This is a genomic window from Corynebacterium sp. L4757 (assembly GCF_043673995.1).
Lineage (GTDB): Bacteria > Actinomycetota > Actinomycetes > Mycobacteriales > Mycobacteriaceae > Corynebacterium.
Map to the genome: position 1 here is coordinate 179,439 of NZ_JBIMEN010000006.1, position 18,582 is coordinate 198,020.

Sequence of the window (18,582 nt, forward strand, 5' to 3'; positions counted from 1 at the left end):
TTATTTCCCTATGCCTGTTTCGCTGCCGCTATCATGGCGCGAGCGATTTTTATTACTTCTTCGGTGCTGCATACATAGGGCGGCATGGCATAAATCAGCCGGCCAAAGGGCCGCAGCCAAACCCCTGCATCCACTGCTGCTGCGGTGGCCTTAGTCATGTCGACGTCATGATCCATTTCAATCACGCCGATTGCGCCCAGCACGCGCACATCCACAACACCTGGCACCTTCCGTGCCGCGGCCAGTTCTGCTTCCAGTTCGGCTTCAATCCTTAAGACTGCCTCTTGCCAGTCCACCTCCCCACGATTGCTGTGGCTTCGGCGGCAACTGCACACGCCAAAGGATTGGCCATAAAGGTTGGCCCGTGCATGACCGCTTTGGGTTCCATTTCATCCACGACACGCGGTGCCACCAACGTGGCTGCCAAAGACATGAAACCGCCAGTCAACGCTTTGCCGATGCACATAATATCGGGCACAATCCCTGCAGCTTGAGACACAAATAAGTCTCCAGTGCGCCCAAAACCGGTGGCGATTTCATCCACGATGAGCAAAATATCGTGGCGGTTGCAGATGTCTCTTAACCCCACGACCAACTCATGGTCATGAAATCGCATACCGCCAGCACCCTGGACCACCGGTTCAATGAGAACGGCGACGATTGATTCATCAATATGGCTCTCGAAATACGTCAAGTAGTCTGCCTGCTCCTGAGTCGTCGCACCGCAAGTAGGTGGCGCTGCCGCGAAGACCTGTTGCGAAAGCACGCCCTCACCCCACATCGCGTGCATGCCGCCTTCCGGATCGCACACGCTCATGGCTGCAAAAGTGTCTCCGTGATAGCCCGAACGCCAGGTCAAGAACTTCGTTGCATCCTTTCCTTTACCGCGCGCCCACTGCAGCGCCATTTTCATCGCAACTTCCACTGAGACCGAACCAGAGTCCGAATAAAAGACCTGCTGAAAGTACCCTTGAGTCAGTTCCATGAGGTTGCGTGTCAACTGCGCCGCTGGTTGATGCGTGAGCCCGCCAAACATCACGTGGCTCATGCGCGAGATTTGTTCCTTCGCCGCTGCGACCAACCGCGGGTGACCATGACCAAAGGCGGCCGACCACCACGATGACATGCCATCGATAAGCCGATCCCCATTCGCCATATGCAGGTACACCCCTTGCGTGTGGGACACCACGCGCACCTCTCGCCCGGGTGCTGCATAGGGATGCCAAATATGACTTGAGTCGATTGCCTCCACAGCGTCGAGGTTGAAATTTTCATCCCCGCACTGAACGGTTACTACCTCACGCCATGCCACCACATCGATGGTGAGCGTAGAGATGTGGGAACGTTTAAGCTTCTACGGCATGCAAGCCATCTTGGCCTACTATTTATATTCCACCTTCACCGAGGGCGGGCTGGGCATGGACAAGGCTCACGCCACCGCACTGCTAGGCGTATACGGCAGTGCGCTCTATCTCTGCACTTTCTTCGGCGGCTGGATTGCTGACCGCTTACTCGGCGCAGAGCGCACACTGCTTGCCGGCGCTCTCCTGCTCATCTGTGGGCATTTACAGCTTTCCTTAATTCCCGGATACACGGGCCTTATCTTGGGTCTTCTTCCCATCGCGCTGGGGTCCGGTTTACTCAAGACCGCAGCGATTACAATTCTTGGCGCTGCATTTCCACCGGACTCATCCGCGCGCGATGCCAGCTTTCAAATCTTTTACTGGGGCATCAATCTGGGCGCTTTCTGCGGCCCGCTCATCACGGGTTGGTTGGCTCAACGCTATAGCTATCACACCGGCTTCATCGCTGCTGCCGCACTCATGTTCATCGGGGTTATCGGTTATGCCTTTGGCCGCCGACGGCTTCTCAACAGTGCGGATGACGACCTATTAAGGCTCATCACCACGCCGACATTGCCGCTGGATCAAGCCGGACGCCGCCGCGCTCTGGTTCTTGTCATTCTCGGCGGTATCGCCGCAGCAATCGCACTCTTTGCTTTGACACCCGCCACCATTTCCTATGTTCTGGTCGCCTTAACCGTGGGCGCTGCCGCCTATCTCTTTTGGAGCATGTTCCGCTCCCCGCTGGTAACAGGCGAAGAGAAAGTCAAGGTCCAGCAATATCTACCCATTTTCTTCTGCTCCGCGACGTACTGGTGCCTGCAAGCACAAATTTATGGCGTGCTCGCGGTCTATTCCGACCAGCGCCTCAATCGTGAAATTTTGGGATTCACTATCCCCGCGGCTTGGACACAGTCACTCAATCCCCTCTTCATTTTGACGCTGGGCCCACTCTTTGCCGCTCTTCTCATCCGCCGTGGCTCCCAGGGCCCTCATCGTCGCACCTTAGCCAGCCTCGGCGTCATCATTGCTGGCGCCGGAATGTACTTGCTGCTTCCCTTCGTTAATGCCGGTACTTCCTCCACCCCATTTTTAGTCCTAGCGCTCACGATTCTCACGATGACAATAGGCGAACTTTTCGTCGGCCCCGTTGGAATGTCAGCAACCAGCGCTCATGCCCCACGCGCTTTTGCCACCCGATTCTCCGCGCTCTACTTCCTGACCATGGCCATTGGCTCCTCCCTGGCTGGCGCACTCTCTACTTTTTATGACCCCACGTCACCTGCACGTGAAATGACCTACCTCGTCATTGTCGGAACCGTCCCCATCCTGCTAGGCGCAACAATTCTTATTTTCACCCGGCTGCGCGCGTCATCGGTAGCAGTGTCCTAGCCCAGTCCCGCTTATCCGCAATTAGTACCCCAACGAGTTTCGAACACCTGTCTTCGTGCGCTTAACGGGAAGTCCGACCCGCGGTCTAGAATATTGAGCCATTATGACTAAGGGTATTAAGCGCGCGTTGACAATTGTTTTTCAGATATTGATTCTGCTCGCCATCATCGTGGCCGTCGCTTTCTCCCGCGAGGATTCGTCTCCTGTCAGCTCTCCCACATCCGTGCAAACCCTGGAGAACGAAACCTCCTCGCCCGCCGCTACGTCAACTACATCCGTGGCATCCCGCGCGGAAGAAACCTCGGCAACAGAGCCACATGCTACTGGTACCAGCGGCGAAACGCTTAGTTCCTCCGCCGCGCCCACCGCAGCATCGGACCACTACGCGCAAACCCTGGAGTCCCTTCGCGTTGCCGGTCGCGCCCCACGCACGGGCTATGACCGTGACCTTTTCGGCCAAGCCTGGAGCGATGATGTCACCGTTGAATTCGGCCACAATGGCTGCGATACGCGCAATGACATCCTGCGCCGTGACCTCGTGGATCTCGAAATCAAAGAAGGCACCCATGGCTGTCTGGTTCTTTCGGGAACCCTGCACGACCCTTATAGCGGTGAGACCATCGACTTCGTGCGCGGGCAGTCCACGTCTTCTCAAGTACAGATCGACCACGTCGTTGCGCTCTCCGATGCCTGGCAGAAAGGCGCGCAGCAATGGGACGAAGAAAAGCGAGAAAACTTCGCTAATGACCCGCGCAATCTGAAGGCTGTCAAAGGCAGTCTCAATCAACAAAAAGGCGCTGGCGACGCCGCGACGTGGCTCCCGCCCCAGCGCGGATACCGCTGCGAGTACGCCCGCAGCATCATTGACGTCAAAGCAGAGTACGGCGTGTGGGTCACCGAAGCCGAAAAGGAAGCACTCAAGGCAAACCTTGACCGTTGCTGAAAAAGGAAGTCAAGCAAGTATAGCAACCTATACTTGATGCAGTATAAGCGGCTATACTAAGATTTGTGACAAAGCGAAAAGAAATCCTGAAGAAGATCTCACAATATGCAAAAGACACCAACCAAGAGATCACCATCAAAGAGGGAGCAACCCACACCCGACTTTGGGTGGGAGAACGATATACAACCATTCCCCGCCACGCCGAAATAGCCAACCGTTTGGCCGAGAAGATATACAACCAGATAGGGATGAAGTAATGAATAGCTTTACCGCCCACGTACAGCGGGATGGGAACTGGTGGGTTGCCCAACTCATCGAAGACCCAGGGGTCGTGACCCAAACCCGCCGACTAGACCAGGTCGCCAACGCTATAAGAGATGCGCTGACGCTCTTCCCTGAGCTCACCCCTTCGCCAAACGATGCAATAATTCAGATTTCCATCGAAGGAGAAGCTGAAAATCAAGCACAGTCAGCCCACACAGAGCTCCAACGACTACGCAAAGCTGAAGAAGCCCAGCTACAAGAAATCAATCGCCTAGCCCACGAGTTAGCAGATGGCGGATACAACTACCGCGACATCGCCTTCTTATTGGGCATCACCTATGGGCGCGTAGGCCAACTCCTCAAAAAGTCCCCCTCAGAAACTCCATAGCCCATATGTAGGCTCACCCTGCGCCACTCCCCAGCCGCATCTGCGGGAGGGGCGATTGCATGCCGATTTAACATGCCGGCAAGGCCGCAAAAACATTGACACCGAAGCAAAGTACGGCGTGCGGGTCACCGAAGCCAAAAAGCAAGCACTTTAAACACAGCTTGCTACCTGCGAAAACTAAACCAAGGTGAAAGTCAGTATTGCTTCAGACTTAACTTACCTATATGGTTACCCACATAGGTGGTAAACCCCCTAACTGAAGGAGCCGCCCTATGCCCGATAGTCGTCCCATCTACCAACAACTCGCCGCTGGCATCCGCGACCAGATATCTTCTGGCCTGCTGCCCGAGGGCGAGCGCGCACCCTCAACTAATGAGCTATCCACCTTCCACTCCGTCAACCCCACGACGAGCGCCAAAGCGCTCACCACGCTGGTTGATGAAGGGCTTTTAGAAAAGCGCCGCGGACTCGGAATGTTCGTTATCGAAGGTGCCCGTGAAAAAGTCCGTGCTGCCCGGCGCGAAGCCCTTGCAGCCACATTCATCCGCCCACTTCTAGATGAAGCGCGCGCACTCGGCCTCTCCGATGATGAGCTGGACCGTTTGCTGAATGAGGAAAGGAACCGTCCATGACCCACGACACCCTTGCACCAGCACCTGGCGCATATGGGCTAATTGGCCCTAATGCTGCTGGAAAGACCACGCTCATGCGCAAGTGGCATGCAGGAGGCAATGCCTCAATCGCGCCCGCGACTGCCGATGCCACCTTCGCCGGCATGACCGTGGGCAGGCACCTAGATTGCGCGCACCTGGCCCGGCCCGGTTTCAATGATGAGCTAACGCACCGAATCCTTGGTGATATCCCGCTCAAGGCTCGCTTTAGCTCATTGAGCGCCGGACAGCGCCGGTTGCTCACGCTTGCCACCACGCTGGCTTCAGATAAACCAATGTTGCTGCTTGATGAGCCACTCGATGGCCTCGATGTTGCCACTCGCGATAAGCTACGCACCATTTTCATTGAGTTGCTCGAGGACCCGCAGCGCACACTGGTCATCGCAACGCATCGCGCAGAAGACCTAGTCGGCCTTGTTGAATATGTCATCACCGTCCATGAGAACACCGTCTCTGAGCCGGTACAGCTGGATGCCGCACGTGAAGATTTCCCAACCTTGACTGGTTCCGCCACTGTCATTGAAGAAATCGTCGCCGGCAAGCAAGTACTGGATAAACGAGTACTTGGACATTCTGCCGCTGTGACCTTGGGCCAGCCGCTTTCATCCTCGGAGACCGCCCGCACGCAGGCCGAAGGCATCGAGCTTTCGCTTGCCGATGACCGCACCCTCATCAACTTGCTCGCCGCCGCTGAAAGGAACTGAGATGTTTAAGACTTTCCTCCGCCCCATCAAAATGGAATGGGTGCTGTACTTCCTTATCGCTGCCATCCCCCTTGGCTTGGGACGCTTCTTTGCCCTCGATGGAGGACTATGGACCTGGTTCGCGGTGCTATTCAGCGGTTTAGTCTTTGTTATTGCCGGAAGGCACTGGTCCGCACTACATGCACTTGATGTCCCCGCTCGAAGCTGGATTAAAGATGCACTCGGGATGTCTGTGCTGTGGTCCGCAGTAATGGCAGTCATTGCAACAGTGGCGGGCGTTCTCATGCAGCGTAATTCCCCTTACTACGCCTATTATGACTGGTTCCTCAACACCTCAGGACCGGTTGAGCACATCGACACCAATGGTGATCCTTATGTCCTCGATGATGCCGGAATACAGACCACGTCCCTGCTGTGGACATTGCTGATCACTTTTGCTGTCTTCCTGGTGTTTGTCATCGCCGGGCTAGCTATCGGCATGTCCGTTCGTTATTGGCCGCAACTTACCACAGTAGCTGTCGCCATCCTCCTCGGGCTCATTGTCTTAGCAGCCATTTCCCTCTACTTATCTTACCTGGCCTCAATGCGCGCCATTGAACAGGAGTGGTTCATTCCAGTAACTCTCGAATCCTGGCAGCGCTTCGCCATGGTACTTGCGGTCGCCGGCATCCCAATGCTGGCAAGTGCATGGGCCATCCGCCGCAGCCTCACTCACCCTTGGCCCTAGACCCACCTATCACTCACTCCCTCCTACCAACATGAAAGCGACCTTGCCAGATGGCAAGGTCGCTTTCATAGTTTCCGCGCTTATTACATCAGTGACGGATTCTTACTTATTTTCTTCACCGAGCTGGTTACGGAGCTCATTGAAGTAGTCACGTGCGGAACGCACCTGCTGCTGGGCTTGCTGCTGTGGCTGGCGCTGCGGGGCAGAATTCGACTGCGCAGGATTCTGGCTTTGGCGCTGCTGCTCAATCTGGCGAGGCTTTGGTGCCGGGGTTGCCGGAGAACCACCATTTTCCTGCAGAGCGTGAGAGGACATGAGCACATCGCGCATACCCTCAAAGAGGTCACCCATGCCGCCTGGGTTGGAAGGCATAAAGAGCACGTTGGAGTTGGAATTACTGGAGACATCCACCATCGCATCAAGGTACTGGGATACCAGCATCAGAGCCTCTGGTGATTCTTCAATACCTGCGGCACGCAGCATCTCATACTGCGCTGCGATACCTTCAACAATTTCCTTACGCTGTTCAGCAACACCACGGCCCTGCAGCTTGCGTGCTTCAGCAGAACCTTCTGCTTCCTTAATGACACGAATCTTCTCAGCCTCGGCCTGTGCTACTGCTGCTTCGCGCTCACGCTGCGCGGCGTTAATGGAGTTCATCGATTCACGGACACGTGCATCTGGACGGATATCGGTCACCAGGGTATTTGCGAAGTTCCAGCCATATTCCGCCATATTGTCACGCAGGGACAGGCCGACGTTTTGGGCGATGGTGTCCTTGGAAGAAAAAGAGTCATCCAGATTCATGTTCGCAACTGAGGAACGAACGTTATCCTGCACGTAGGCAATGATCTGCTGCTCGTGGTCAGACAGACGGTAAAAAGCTTCGCGCTCGCGGCCTTCCACGACCTCGTACTGAACAGCGACAGGAATCTGAACGAAGACATTGTCTTTGGTCTTGGTCTCCACCATGACATCAAGCTGATGAATCTGCAGCGACAGCTTGTCACGAACACGGTCGATATACGGCAGTTTGAAGTGGAAGCCTGCATGCGCAACCTTGTTGAATTTACCCAGGCGCTCCACAATGGCGGCTTCACGCGTACGGACGATGTAATAACCGTCAAAGAGCGTAAATATGATTATGAGTAAGAGAATTACGGAAATTATTAGGCCTACCACGATTATCACCGATCACTATTCGTGCGGATGCTTCTTTGGAAGGAAGTCATCCAACTTTGTGCTGTACAGATTGAATTAGTATTTCGTTTCCATCGTGGCACAAAACTAATTTCAGCGCATCCATATTTTCCAGACCGTGAATCATCACACTCACGTGAATATGCAAAAGGCCTCCTGAATTTTCAGGAGGCCTTGATATGCTGTGCGCCCGGTGAGACTTGAACTCACACGCCCTCTGGACACTAGAACCTAAATCTAGCGCGTCTGCCAATTCCGCCACGGGCGCTTGCGAGATTGATAGTACCGCAGAACGTGTCAGAAATAATAATTGGGGGAATATGGCTTTTGGAAAATCATCGGTAAGGTGGGAAGAGTGAGTGAGAAGCGTAATAAAATTCAAATTCGTTGGTGGCATATCCTCCTGATCGCGTTTTTTGTTGTCGCATTTCTGGGACTCGCGTACTGGCAGTGGACCCGCTTTCAGTCTGGCTCCGGCTCTTTTCAAAACCTGGGATACGCCTTCCAGTGGCCACTCTTTGCGGCTTTCGTCATCTACGCCTATCGCACTGCCATGAAATACGAGAATGAACGTATTGAGGCAGAGAATGAAGCGGCGGAGACTGGCAGTGATGACTATGTCTACCAAGCACCGCAAAACACCGATGACCAAGTCACTGAAATTGATGAGAACTTCCTCCCGCAGCGCAAGCAGCTCAGCATCGAAGAGTTCAATGACTTAAACCAGCAGCGCCGCGGCCAGGTTTCTTCAGATACTCACGCAGAATTCTAAGAACTTTCGAAAACAATAACCACTAAGGATTAGTATCTCCATGACCTCCCAGCAGCAGGTTCACCCAGAACGCCAGAAGCGTGTTTCTACCGCGCTGACATTTTTCACCGTGGCAGCAACCATCACCGGTATTTTCCTGGTGATTCTGGTTATCCGCATGGTATTGGAATACATCGTGGGCATGGAGATGCCTGACTGGGCAACACTGGTAGCGCAGGCACACGGTTTGGCGTACATGGTTTATCTGCTGTCCATCTTGAACCTGGCGCCAAAGGCCCGCTGGTCCGTGGGCAAATGGTTCACCACTGCCCTTGCCGGCGTGGTTCCTTTCTTCTCCTTCTACATGGAAATCAAGCGCCGCAATGAGGTGAAGGAAATGTTCCAGCTGAAATAAGCTGACGCCTCAATGCAAGAAGGCCGCACAATCACTGTCACGGTGATTGTGCGGCCTTTCTTTATCTTCAGTCTGCCTCTTCCGTCTGCTTCTGAGGTCAGCGCTACTTATAGGTTATTTCGCAAGCTCGGAAATAACTGGCACGAGCTGCGCCAAAGCGCGACCACGATGCGACGCAGCATTCTTTTCTTCCGGAGTCATCTCCGCTGAAGTGCGGGTTTCACCTTCTGGTTGGAAAAGCGGATCATAGCCAAATCCAGCCTCACCGCGCGGGGTGCTGAGCAGGGTGCCTGACCAACGGCCCTCAGCCACGTGCTCTTGGCCTGCAGGCGTCACCAAAGCGCACACGGAAACAAAGGCAGCCTGGCGGCGGCTTGCTGGTACATGCGCCATCTGCGCCAGCAGCAGCTCATTATTGGCCTCATCATTGCCATGCTGGCCTGACCAACGCGCAGAAAGCACTCCCGGCATGCCGTTAAGTTCTTCAACCGCAATGCCGGAATCATCGGCGATACAGGGCAGACCAGTCTCTCGAGCCCCCGCATGCGCCTTAATCAGCGCATTATCGGCAAAAGTCCGACCGTCCTCAACCGGCTCATCATAGGGCTCAACATCACGCAGCGGGACAAGCTCAACTGAATCAATACCGGCATCAGCCAGAATCTTTTCCAGCTCAGCAAGCTTCTTTGCATTATTAGAGGCGACAAGAAGCTTCATACTAGATCCCCAGTGCAGCGCGCTGAGCAGCGATCAGCTCAAAGCAGCCCTTCTGCGCAACATCAAGCATCGAGTTAAGCTCGTCACGGCCAAAGAGACCATGCTCGCCAGTGCCTTGGATTTCCACAAAGTTGCCGGATTCCTGCATGACCACGTTCAGGTCAACCTCTGCACGGGAATCTTCCTCATAAGGCAAATCCAGGCAGACGTGGCCGTCCACGATTCCGACAGAAATAGCCGCAATCGGCTGCAGCAGTGGCTCACCAGGAACAACGCCCTGTTCTTTGAGTACCGCGATGGCATCGGCAAGCGCCACGTATGCACCCGTAATCGATGCGGTGCGGGTGCCGCCATCAGCTTGCAGCACATCGCAGTCAATCTGAATGGTGTTCTCACCCAGCTCAGACAGGTCAATTGCCGCACGCAGGGAACGGCCAACCAGACGAGAAATCTCATGGGTACGGCCCTTGACCTTGCCTTTCATGGATTCACGCGGCATGCGGTCATGGGTAGCTGATGGCAACATTGCGTATTCCGCGGTCAACCAGCCCTCACCCGAATCCTTCTTAAAGCGTGGGACGCCCTGCTGAACAGAAGCAGTACACATCACGCGGGTGTTGCCGAATTCTACGAGAACGGAACCGGCTGGGTTGGTGGTGAAATTGCGGGTAATACGGACACTTCGCAGCTGGTCGAGGTCACGACCATCAGCACGTTGAAAATCAGTCATGCTCTCAAGGGTACAGCGCTTAGCCTAAATCAAACTCCATGCCCGGCTTACCCAGAATAATTTCCCCGTCGAACTCCGTCTTTGCCGCATCCAGGGTGGCCTGTGGGTTACTCCATGGCTGCAAATGCACCAGCACGAGCTTCTTCACTCCTGCAAGGCGCGCCAGCTTGCCTGCTTGGCTGCCAGACATGTGCATGCCCTGTGGACGGCCTTCAGTCTCACATCCCCACGCTGCCTCAGCGAGGAAGATATCCGCATCCTGTGCCGCTGGCACGAGGTCTTCGGTGTATGCGGTATCACCGGTGTAGCAAATCACCTTGCCGGTGCGTGAATGTTCCATGCGCAGGCTATATGCCTCGATTGGATGGATGGCACGATATGGCGTCATATACACGTCATCAATGAGCTCACGCTGGCCATGCTCCCATGCGGAGAAAGCGAAGGTATCAGAGAAATCATCCCATTCATCCACGTGGTCTGCACTCATACGCCCCAGGTGCACAGGTGCGTCTTTGGGCGCGAACATAAAGTTGCGGGAGGCAGCTGGCGCTTCAGGGTGGAAACGGCGCCACACCATCAACGATGGGAAATCGGTGCAGTGATCAGCATGCAAGTGGCTAAAGGTCATGTGTGCATCACATGGGTCTTGGATTTCCTGCAGCGCAGCAAAAGTGCCGGGACCTAGGTCCATAATGATGGACGGAGCGTCTGGGAAAGAAACCAAGTAACCTGACGCAGGGTTATGAGGGCTGGGGATGCTTCCCGAGCAACCCAAAATGGTCAACTTCATGAAGCTATGGTGTCATGAATTTTCAAAAAATTCTTCCGTTCTGGCCTAAAGACACGAAAGTTCTGTATATGTGTTCATCCTCACCTGAGAATATCTGCAATGTCAGCTTAAAGCCGCGGACCTAAGAAACGCTGCGCTAACCGTGCAAAAGTTTCTGCGTCCCCAGTGGATTCAAATACGTGGGACGCCTCATTGTCCGTGGGTGCGAGTTCATCACGCTCGGTCAAAATACGCAGCACGTCCTTCGCGGTTTCTTCGGCTGAAGACACCAAGGTCACATTATCGCCCATCGCGAGCTGAATAATGCCCGTTAAGAGTGGATAGTGCGTGCATCCCAGAACCAGTGTGTCCACCCCCGCGGACTGAAGTGGAGCCAGATAGGATTCAGCAACGCCTAGAATCTGCCGTCCGGCGGTGATGCCGCGCTCGACAAAAGGCACAAAATCAGGACAGGCTACTGCGTGTGCTTCGACGTTTCCGGCTTGGGCAAAGAGGTCCTGATACGCCTGCGAGTGGATGGTGCCCTCCGTACCAATGACACCCACCTTGTGGTTGCGGGTGGTCGCCAGCGCACGTCTGACCGCGGGACGGATCACCTCAACAACCGGGATGTCATAGCGTTCACGAGCTTCTTCTAAGAAAGCAGCGGTTGCGGTATTGCACGCAATAACCAGCATCTTGCAGCCGCGCTCAACGAGGTCATCAGCAATCGCGCGCGAAAGATTGCGCACATCTGCTAATTCACGCGGGCCATAGGGACTGTGCGCGGTATCGCCCACATAGATGATCGATTCTTGTGGCAGCTGCTCCATGATGGTGCGCGCGACTGTTAAACCACCGACACCTGAATCAAAGATGCCGATGGGAGCTAGAGGATCCACTATTTGATCGCCTTCGACTTTCGCCGTGCAATCTGCGCCTTGGTGTCATCAGAAGTAATCACACTGCCAGCAATGACACCACCGATCGCACCGAAGAGGTGAGCCTGCCAGGACGCTCCTTCATAGATCGGCAGGACTCCCCACGCCATACCGGAGTAGAAGATACCGAGCACTACGCCTAACGCAATCTGCGAGAGAGAACGGTTGAAGATACCGCGCAGCAGCAGATATGCCCACCAGCCATAGACCAATCCGGATGCGCCAATGTGGTTAGTGCCCGGCCCGCCCAGCAGCCACGTGCCGATACCTGCGATGAGCACGACCAGGATGGTGACTTCCCACCATGCCCGACGACCCGATAAACCAACTAGGAAACAGAAAATGGCGCCCGAAATCGAGTTGGAAATCAGGTGCTCAAAGTTTGCGTGCAGCAGCGGGGAGAAGATAATTCCCAGCAGACCGTTGAAATCCAGGGGGTGGATACCGAAATAAGTCAGCCCACCGCCGAAAAGAAATGTGTTAACCAGATGCACAATCCACAGCACAGCAACATAACCAAAGGCGAAGGTAGCGCCCGTGGCAATACGGCCACGCTTGGTGTAGTTGGCAGAGATTCCCTTATTACGCGGGGATCTATTTGCCGGTGTAGGGCTGGGCATCGGGTAAGTCATAATGCAGCCAAGTTTAACCTAGGGGCGCAACAATTGCCGTGGTTCGCAGTTGCGCCCACACGCCCCTTAGGAAATTCAAGGGTGTCAATGAGCAAGCTTTCAGCCAGGCTTAGCCCATCAAGGCTTCAAGCAGAGAATCCTGGCAGTAGCCGAGCCAATCCACGAGTGAATCACGGTTTTGCTCATCTTCCTCGCTGATGACTTGACCGCTGGCGAGGTACAAGCGCAGGTCATTGAGCCCTGCCAAGAATGCGTGAGCATCGGCTTCCTCAATGGAAACCTCTACCCCACCAACTGGGCCAAGCGCATGGTTGATGACTTGGAGATTGGTCAGCTTGCTCTTAGCAATATCATTTTCATGCAATGAACGCATCAGACCGGCATCGCCGTCATATTCTTCTTCACCTTCGGCAAAGAATTCTGGGAACAGCCGACGCAAAGATGGATCTTCTGGAGCCTCTTTATGCCCGGTGGGCATGTCCATCATCTCCGCCAGCTCATCTTTAGGCGCAGATTGCGCACGAGAGATGATCGCCTCACTCACCGTTGAGGTCAAATTACCCAGAACTTCACGTTCCATGGGCTCCAAAACGGTCTGAAACTTTACGCCCCGAAGGAGCGCTTTCTTTTTACGCCATGGTTGCATCTATTTAACCTGCCTGCTGCATGGTGGCCCACAGGCCTGCTACTTGCAGCTTCTTTACATCAGCTTCTACTTTGTCACGCTCGCCGGAAGTGACGGCTGCTTTGCCTTCGGTGTGCACCTGCATCATCAGCTCATTCGCGCGCTTTTTGTCATAACCCAAAACGGTTTGAAATACGTAGGAAACATAACTCATGAGATTGACGGGATCATCCCAGACGATGCACATCCAAGGCAGGTTTTCTTCCGAAGCAACGGAGACATCAATGGCCTCATCTAGCTCCGGGGAAGCCATGGGGGAACTTAATTGCACGCACATGCCAACCAGCTTAACTAATTTTATTTCTTTACATGGCGTTAACCGCTACAGTTAATCCCAATACAGTAATAAGGAAACCCAAAGAAGGTCTTCACTCACATGAATCTGCCGCAGCCTCTACAGCGCATCTACGATCAATTTGCTGCCGGAAAAAGCCCCGCCGATATGACCCGAATTGGCATCACTGCCATAGCTTTAGTACTGACTTTGCTCACCGCAGCTACCGCGGGAAGCAGCGCACCGAATAATAATGATGATGGCTCATCCCAGGATGGCGGTGGGAATACCTCCCCCGAGGATCCCGATGCTCCTGATTATCAGGCACCACCCGCTGATGTGCAGCAAAGGCTCAACACCATTCAGTCGGAAGTATATGACGCCGTCAATCTCATGCGTGCTGAAGGCGGCTTGGGCAATGCTTTTGAATACCCCGAGCGAGCCGAGGAAGCACAGCGTAAGGCTGAGTACAACGCGGTGACCGGTACCGAGGAAGACTCCGATGAAAATATCGGTATGCTGAAGCATCACTTGCCGCGTGAAGCCGAAGTCGGACCAGATGGCGAAATATTGGTTCCCGCAGCATCTGGCTATGAATTCATTGAAGCCTTCCGTGGGTCTGAGCCTCACTATAACGTTCTAATGGAGCCAACCAATCAGTTCATGGCGGTCGGCACCGCATATTCGGCGCATGATGACACCGTGTGGCTGGTTATTCAATTCGAGTGATTATCCCCGCCGCAGGGCGCTGCATCGGCAAGCATAGAGAAGGCATCGGCAAGCAAAAGCGTGAAGTCCTGAGCAAAATCGAACGGTTTGCGCCTTGGAGGCGTTAGACTGGTTCGCTGTGAACCCAAAGACGATTCAACCTCAATCCACGGCGCTGCTCACTGACATGTATGAGCTGACTATGCTGCAGGCAGCGCTCGCCGATGGCACCGCTGAGCGCCCAGTCGTGTGCGAAGTATTTGCGCGCCGACTTTCCAATGAGCGCCGCTATGGTGTTGTCGCCGGTATTCCGCGCGTGCTGGAAGCGGTTAAGAATTTCCGTTTCAGCGAACAGCAGTTAGATTCCCTGGACTTTTTAGATGACAAGACCAAGACTTATCTGCGCGATTACCGTTTTTCGGGCCAGATTGATGGCTACCGCGAGGGTGAGCTATATTTCCCGAACTCCCCGCTGCTGACGGTGCGTGGCACTTTTGCTGAATCTATCCTGCTGGAAACGGTTATTTTGTCCATCATGAATTCTGATTCGGCGGTGGCTTCGGCGGCATCGCGCATGGTGGTTGCTGCTGATGGTCGCCCAATTATTGAGATGGGCTCACGCCGCACCCATGAAAAGTCAGCTGTGACCGCGGCGCGCGCCGCGTACTTGGCAGGCTTCCAGTCCACCTCAAACCTGCAAGCCTCGGCTGAATATGGCATTCCAGCTTCCGGCACCGCTGCGCACTCCTGGACCCTAGCGCACGTCAATGATGATGGCACGCCAAATGAAAAGGCGGCGTTCGAATCACAGATCAAGACCCACGGCGTGGGCACTACCTTGCTGGTGGATACTTTCGACATCACCCAGGGTGTCGCCAATGCCATCGAGGTAGCAGGACCTGAACTTGGTGGCGTGCGCATTGACTCCGGCAACTTGGGCGCCATCACCCGCCGTGTGCGCAAGCAGCTCGATGATTTGGGCGCACACAATACCAAGATTGTGGTCTCATCTGACCTGGATGAATTCGCGATTGCTGGCCTGCGTGGTGACCCAGTAGATGTCTATGGCGTGGGCACTTCCGTGGTTACTGGCTCCGGCGCACCGACGGCCAGCATGGTCTACAAGGTTGTGGAAGTAGATGGCCATCCGGTGGCTAAGCGCTCCGAATCCAAGAAATCCGTGGGCGGCGCTAAGCGCGCGATTCGCTCCTACCGCTCTTCCGGTGTTGCGATTGAAGAGATCATCTTCCCATTCGCCGCTGATGTTCCTGACACCGGCCACCTCGATTCCAAGATGCTCACCGTGCCGCTGATTCGCGATGGCGAGATTGTCGAAGGCCAGCACAGCCTGGACGAGTCCCGTGAATACCTGGCAGAAAATATCAAGACCCTGCCATGGGAAGGCCTGGCGCTAACCCGCGATGAGCCAGCGGTGCACACGCGCTATGTCGGCTTCGACTAAGACTCATTAATCCCATCTTGGCCTTATCCGCCCCTTCGACTCTTGCACGCCCCAGTGCTCTCGAGCCGAAGGGGCGTTCTGGGTTTATGAAGGCTATGGCTTAGACTCAGTGTGGTGAAGGATGAACCACTCAATCAGACAACGGACACCCTGCTAGACCATGCCGTCGCTGCCTTGGGTGGTGCCCGCCGCGAGGGCCAGCACAAAATGGCTAATGCTGTGACCGCAGCATTAGAAAAAGAACGACACCTAGCGGTTCAGGCGGGTACTGGCACCGGTAAATCCTTGGCGTATCTGGTGCCAGCTATTCGCCATGCGCATAATACGAATTCCAGCATTATCGTCTCCACCGCGACGATTGCCCTGCAGCGCCAGCTGGTTGAACGCGACCTGCCGCGACTCGTGGAGGCACTTGAGCCCGTAATGGAGCGCAAGCCCACGTTTGCCATCATGAAGGGCCGGCAGAACTATGTCTGCCTCAACAAGGTCGCACAAGCCGGTGTTACACCGGAAGAAGAGCTCTTTGAGGAATCAGAGATTTCATGGACGGGCAAGCACGTTCAGCGGGTTTTTGAGTGGGCCGATGAAACGGAGACCGGCGATCGTGATGACCTCACCCCCGGCGTACCTGATTTGGCATGGCGCCAGGTGTCGGTCAGCTCCCGCGAATGCCTGGGCGCGTCCCGCTGCCCGCAAGGTGAAGAATGCTTCGCCGAATTGGCCAAGCAGAAGGCGTCCAAGGTGGACGTTGTGGTGACCAACCACGCGCTTTTGGCGATCGATGCCGCAGCAGAAACGCAGATCCTTCCAGAACATGACGTGGTCATCGTGGATGAGGCGCATGAACTAGATGCCCGTATTACTTCCGTGTCGACGGCAGAGATTAATGCGCGCTCTATCAAGATGGCCGCCAACCGCGCCAAGTCGCTTGGCGCCGAAGGAAAAGACGTACGTTTAGCAGAGCTTGCCGATGACTTTGCCATCTTCATCGGCTCCTATGATTCCGGCCGTTGGGTGGACATGGACGAGCCTTCGAAGAGCCAACTGGATGGTTTGGCAACCGCGATTATTGACTGCAAGTTGGCAGTCTCGCGTACGCCTGAAGGGGAATCGGCGAATGACCCGGAAAAGTACGCTGAGCGCCAAAATCTTACCAATCACCTGTCGGAGATGGCGGAAACTATTCACCGCATCCTAGAGGTTTTTGATACTGACAACGCAGCGGACCAAGATGACGTGGTCTGGGTGGATGAGTCTTCACTCGCCGTCGCCCCGCTTTCGGTTGCGGACTTGCTGCGCGAAAATCTCTTCGGCCAAAATACCGTGGTACTGGCATCAGCCACCTTGGCCTTGGGTGGACGTTTTGATGTCATGGCTGCCCAATGGGGTATCCCGAAGGGTACGTGGGATTCTATGGATGCCGGAACGCCTTTTGATCCGGCGAAGTCCGGAATCTTATATGTGGCCTCACATCTACCAGCTCCTGGCCGCGATGGTCTGGCGAAAGAGACTCTAGATGAGATGAAAGAGCTCATCTTGGCTGCTGGTGGCCGCACCCTGGGCCTGTTTTCTTCCCGCCGTGCAGCAGAAGAGGCTGCAGAGAAACTGCGGATGCAAGTACCTTTTGAAATCTTCGTCCAAGGCCAAGACACCACCGGTGCGTTGGTGGAGAAATTCTCTAAGCATGAGAATTCTTGTCTTTTTGGCACGCTCACGCTGTGGCAGGGCGTGGACGTTCCGGGCCCGGCATGCTCGCTGGTGCTCATTGACCGCATTCCGTTTCCTCGGCCCGACCAGCCGCTGCTGCAGGCACGCACTGATGCCGCCAATGCTGCCGGCCGTAGTGGATTCATGGAGGTCTCCGCGACCCATGCAGCGCTGCTCATGGCGCAGGGCGCTGGCCGCTTGCTGCGTGCCACCACCGACCGTGGCGTGGTCGCCGTGCTAGATAATCGGTTAGAGACCAAACGCTATGGCAGCTTCTTAAAGAACTCCATGCCACGGTTTTGGCCCACCACCGACCCACAAGTAGTACGCGGCGCCCTCAAGCGCCTAGTTGCCTCTTAAGCGGATTCCACGGGCTGTGGCACGGCCACCACGGTGGCGGAATCAGGTGCAACCTCGGTATAGCCGGCATCCCGGATAACCACCGCGCCATCTACAGCCAGTGCTTGGTTAAATACCTCGCGGCTTACCTCCCGCACGCTCAGGGCATAGTCCCGCTGTGCCCATTCCCAAGCTTGCTCGGTGGTCAAGGAAGCTGCGAACAACATGGACCCATGGCCTACCTGTGCGGCGGCCTTTCCAGCAGTCATCTCCAAGGCATCATCAACGTAGATCACCGGTGCATTCTGCTCCGGTGCACCGGGCTCATCATGAACCATGTCAGTGTGGCCGATCTGGAGCTTCGCAATCAGCGGGTGCACGTCTTTGACGGCGGAGGGGATAAATGCGCGTGCTTGGTTGTTGATCGTTGCACCAGCAAGTCCCTGCACGTCATCCCATGCCTTATTGCGGGCACGGCGAGCTACCTTGCGGATGCGGTGGCCGTACCAGTCCCCCAATGACTTGGCGAAGAAGCCTTCTTGACCGGCTTGCTCATCAAGGCAGACCGCGACAACCGCGCGCGCAGCAGATTCCAAGAGCTCAGTGCGCGAAGGAGGATCCTGTTTCGGCATATTCAGCGCTATTTGCATAGCTTGAATAGTTTCCGGATGCTCCGGGTCCTCATCAATATCACGCCAGGAACGGCCCGTGCAGGCATCCACGAGGCGCTCATGCGCAATCTTAAACTCTTCCGTAATCACATCATTCTTCAACGAATCTTCCTCCCCAATGATTCCATCCGATAACTATCTCAATGAAC

The 18,582-nt window shown here is 55.1% G+C and carries 21 protein-coding genes, 1 tRNA gene and 1 pseudogene; 12 read left to right on the top strand and 11 right to left on the bottom strand.

Going from position 1 to position 18,582, the window contains the following annotated elements; all coding sequences use genetic code 11:
• Positions 1-8: 8 nt before the first annotated feature.
• Positions 9-1,252: pseudogene (locus ACG98I_RS09105) on the bottom strand (adenosylmethionine--8-amino-7-oxononanoate transaminase).
• A 67-nt stretch (positions 1,253-1,319) separates the two neighbouring features.
• On the opposite strand from ACG98I_RS09105, the gene ACG98I_RS09110 reads away from it, so the two are divergent.
• The 7 genes from ACG98I_RS09110 to ACG98I_RS09140 all read left to right on the top strand — a co-directional run bounded on the left by ACG98I_RS09110 (position 1,320) and on the right by ACG98I_RS09140 (position 6,432).
• Entirely contained in the window at positions 1,320-2,735 is a 1,416-nt protein-coding gene (locus ACG98I_RS09110) for a peptide MFS transporter (RefSeq protein ID WP_394720193.1), read from the top strand.
• Positions 2,736-2,838: 103 nt separating this feature from the next.
• Positions 2,839-3,678 (top strand): HNH endonuclease family protein, encoded by an 840-nt coding sequence (locus ACG98I_RS09115; RefSeq protein WP_394720195.1) that lies wholly within the window; start codon positions 2,839-2,841, stop codon positions 3,676-3,678.
• A 65-nt stretch (positions 3,679-3,743) separates the two neighbouring features.
• Entirely contained in the window at positions 3,744-3,935 is a 192-nt protein-coding gene (locus tag ACG98I_RS09120; RefSeq protein WP_394720197.1) for a toxin HicA, read from the top strand.
• Positions 3,935-4,330 carry a hypothetical protein gene (locus tag ACG98I_RS09125; protein ID WP_394720199.1) on the top strand — a complete coding sequence of 132 codons (396 nt, stop codon included), beginning with the start codon at positions 3,935-3,937 and terminating at the stop codon, positions 4,328-4,330. Before ACG98I_RS09120 ends, ACG98I_RS09125 begins: the two co-directional genes overlap by 1 nt.
• Positions 4,331-4,602: 272 nt before the next feature.
• Complete coding sequence (locus ACG98I_RS09130) at positions 4,603-4,962, top strand: GntR family transcriptional regulator (protein ID WP_394720201.1); 360 nt, start codon at positions 4,603-4,605, stop codon at positions 4,960-4,962.
• Positions 4,959-5,705 carry an AAA family ATPase gene (locus ACG98I_RS09135; RefSeq protein WP_394720203.1) on the top strand — a complete coding sequence of 249 codons (747 nt, stop codon included), beginning with the start codon at positions 4,959-4,961 and terminating at the stop codon, positions 5,703-5,705. The genes ACG98I_RS09130 and ACG98I_RS09135 overlap by 4 nt, the downstream gene beginning before the upstream one ends.
• Before the next feature lies 1 nt (position 5,706).
• Positions 5,707-6,432: a hypothetical protein gene (locus ACG98I_RS09140; protein ID WP_394720205.1), complete on the top strand. Its 726-nt coding sequence runs from the start codon at positions 5,707-5,709 to the stop codon at positions 6,430-6,432.
• Positions 6,433-6,534: 102 nt separating this feature from the next.
• Here ACG98I_RS09140 and ACG98I_RS09145 read toward each other — a convergent pair whose 3' ends face one another.
• Positions 6,535-7,614, bottom strand: a complete 1,080-nt coding sequence (locus ACG98I_RS09145) for an SPFH domain-containing protein (RefSeq protein WP_394720270.1) — start codon at positions 7,612-7,614, stop codon at positions 6,535-6,537.
• 203 nt (positions 7,615-7,817) lie between these two features.
• A tRNA-Leu gene (locus ACG98I_RS09150) sits at positions 7,818-7,900 on the bottom strand.
• Between the two features lie 87 nt (positions 7,901-7,987).
• Between ACG98I_RS09150 and ACG98I_RS09155 the strand changes: the two genes are divergently transcribed.
• Positions 7,988-8,404 (top strand): hypothetical protein, encoded by a 417-nt coding sequence (locus ACG98I_RS09155; protein ID WP_394720207.1) that lies wholly within the window; start codon positions 7,988-7,990, stop codon positions 8,402-8,404.
• A gap of 40 nt (positions 8,405-8,444) precedes the next feature.
• Entirely contained in the window at positions 8,445-8,798 is a 354-nt protein-coding gene (locus tag ACG98I_RS09160; protein WP_394720208.1) for a DUF3817 domain-containing protein, read from the top strand.
• A gap of 114 nt (positions 8,799-8,912) precedes the next feature.
• Here ACG98I_RS09160 and rdgB read toward each other — a convergent pair whose 3' ends face one another.
• The 7 genes from rdgB to clpS all read right to left on the bottom strand — a co-directional run bounded on the left by rdgB (position 8,913) and on the right by clpS (position 13,525).
• Entirely contained in the window at positions 8,913-9,515 is a 603-nt protein-coding gene (rdgB, locus tag ACG98I_RS09165) for an RdgB/HAM1 family non-canonical purine NTP pyrophosphatase (RefSeq protein ID WP_394720210.1), read from the bottom strand.
• A gap of 1 nt (position 9,516) precedes the next feature.
• The gene (gene rph, locus ACG98I_RS09170) at positions 9,517-10,245 is read right to left on the bottom strand and encodes a ribonuclease PH (protein ID WP_394720212.1); all 729 of its coding nucleotides are present in this window, start codon (positions 10,243-10,245) and stop codon (positions 9,517-9,519) included.
• Between the two features lie 19 nt (positions 10,246-10,264).
• Positions 10,265-11,035 (bottom strand): MBL fold metallo-hydrolase, encoded by a 771-nt coding sequence (locus ACG98I_RS09175; protein WP_394720214.1) that lies wholly within the window; start codon positions 11,033-11,035, stop codon positions 10,265-10,267.
• A gap of 107 nt (positions 11,036-11,142) precedes the next feature.
• Complete coding sequence (gene murI, locus ACG98I_RS09180) at positions 11,143-11,916, bottom strand: glutamate racemase (RefSeq protein ID WP_394720215.1); 774 nt, start codon at positions 11,914-11,916, stop codon at positions 11,143-11,145.
• Positions 11,916-12,587: a rhomboid family intramembrane serine protease gene (locus tag ACG98I_RS09185; RefSeq protein ID WP_394720217.1), complete on the bottom strand. Its 672-nt coding sequence runs from the start codon at positions 12,585-12,587 to the stop codon at positions 11,916-11,918. Before ACG98I_RS09185 ends, murI begins: the two co-directional genes overlap by 1 nt.
• Before the next feature lie 109 nt (positions 12,588-12,696).
• On the bottom strand, positions 12,697-13,233 hold the full coding sequence (locus tag ACG98I_RS09190) for a DUF2017 domain-containing protein (RefSeq protein ID WP_394720218.1): 537 nt from the start codon (positions 13,231-13,233) through the stop codon (positions 12,697-12,699).
• A gap of 4 nt (positions 13,234-13,237) precedes the next feature.
• Positions 13,238-13,525, bottom strand: a complete 288-nt coding sequence (clpS, locus tag ACG98I_RS09195; protein ID WP_394720220.1) for an ATP-dependent Clp protease adapter ClpS — start codon at positions 13,523-13,525, stop codon at positions 13,238-13,240.
• A 123-nt stretch (positions 13,526-13,648) separates the two neighbouring features.
• Here clpS and ACG98I_RS09200 point away from each other — a divergent pair, with 123 nt between their 5' ends.
• The 3 genes from ACG98I_RS09200 (at position 13,649) to ACG98I_RS09210 (ending at position 17,783) form a co-directional block, all read left to right on the top strand.
• Positions 13,649-14,275, top strand: a complete 627-nt coding sequence (locus ACG98I_RS09200) for a CAP domain-containing protein (RefSeq protein ID WP_394720221.1) — start codon at positions 13,649-13,651, stop codon at positions 14,273-14,275.
• A 118-nt stretch (positions 14,276-14,393) separates the two neighbouring features.
• Positions 14,394-15,716 (top strand): nicotinate phosphoribosyltransferase, encoded by a 1,323-nt coding sequence (locus tag ACG98I_RS09205; protein WP_394720223.1) that lies wholly within the window; start codon positions 14,394-14,396, stop codon positions 15,714-15,716.
• Between the two features lie 114 nt (positions 15,717-15,830).
• Positions 15,831-17,783: an ATP-dependent DNA helicase gene (locus ACG98I_RS09210; RefSeq protein ID WP_394720224.1), complete on the top strand. Its 1,953-nt coding sequence runs from the start codon at positions 15,831-15,833 to the stop codon at positions 17,781-17,783.
• On the opposite strand, the gene ACG98I_RS09215 is transcribed toward ACG98I_RS09210, so the two are convergent.
• On the bottom strand, positions 17,780-18,535 hold the full coding sequence (locus tag ACG98I_RS09215) for a peptidyl-tRNA hydrolase (protein ID WP_394720226.1): 756 nt from the start codon (positions 18,533-18,535) through the stop codon (positions 17,780-17,782). The genes ACG98I_RS09210 and ACG98I_RS09215 overlap by 4 nt on opposite strands.
• Positions 18,536-18,582 lie beyond the last annotated feature (47 nt).